Here is a 425-nt window from a genome sequence, read left to right as displayed (position 1 = left end):
TTGGCCGTGTTGTCGACGATCTTGCTGTCGGCGATCGTGGCGCTGGCGTGCTCCTTGTCGTTCGGGTAGCCCCAGTGCTTGCCGCCGGTGACCACCACGCCGCCGCCGTTGCCGTCGGCGTGGTTCTTGGCCACGTGCACCTTGTCCAGGTCCAGGTCCGTGTTCTCGGCGTAGACGCCGCCACCGTTCTCGCAGGCGGTGTTGCCCGTGATCGCGGTGAAGGAGACCGTGACGGTGCCGCCGCTGCTGAACAGACCGCCGCCGTTCTTGCCGGCGCGGTTGTCCGACAGGCTGGACTTGATGCCGTCCTTGCCGTGGTCGGAACCGAAGATCTCGACGATCCCGGCCTCGTGGTGCTTCTCCTTCTCGTCGTAGCCCTTCGGCGCGGCCGAGGCCGCCGGGCCGTGCTCGCCGGAGAAGCCGCC

The 425-nt window shown here is 68.5% G+C and carries 1 pseudogene; it reads right to left on the bottom strand.

Going from position 1 to position 425, the window contains the following annotated elements:
* A pseudogene (locus HA073_RS30245) lies at positions 1-425 on the bottom strand (hypothetical protein); the annotation flags it as partial.

The sequence above is a fragment of the Micromonospora sp. CMU55-4 genome (genome assembly GCF_011602315.1).
In the GTDB taxonomy this organism is placed as follows: domain Bacteria; phylum Actinomycetota; class Actinomycetes; order Mycobacteriales; family Micromonosporaceae; genus Micromonospora; species Micromonospora chalcea.
The sequence above is the reverse complement of the archived record's forward strand: the minus strand, read 5'-3'. Positions and strand labels throughout refer to the sequence as shown.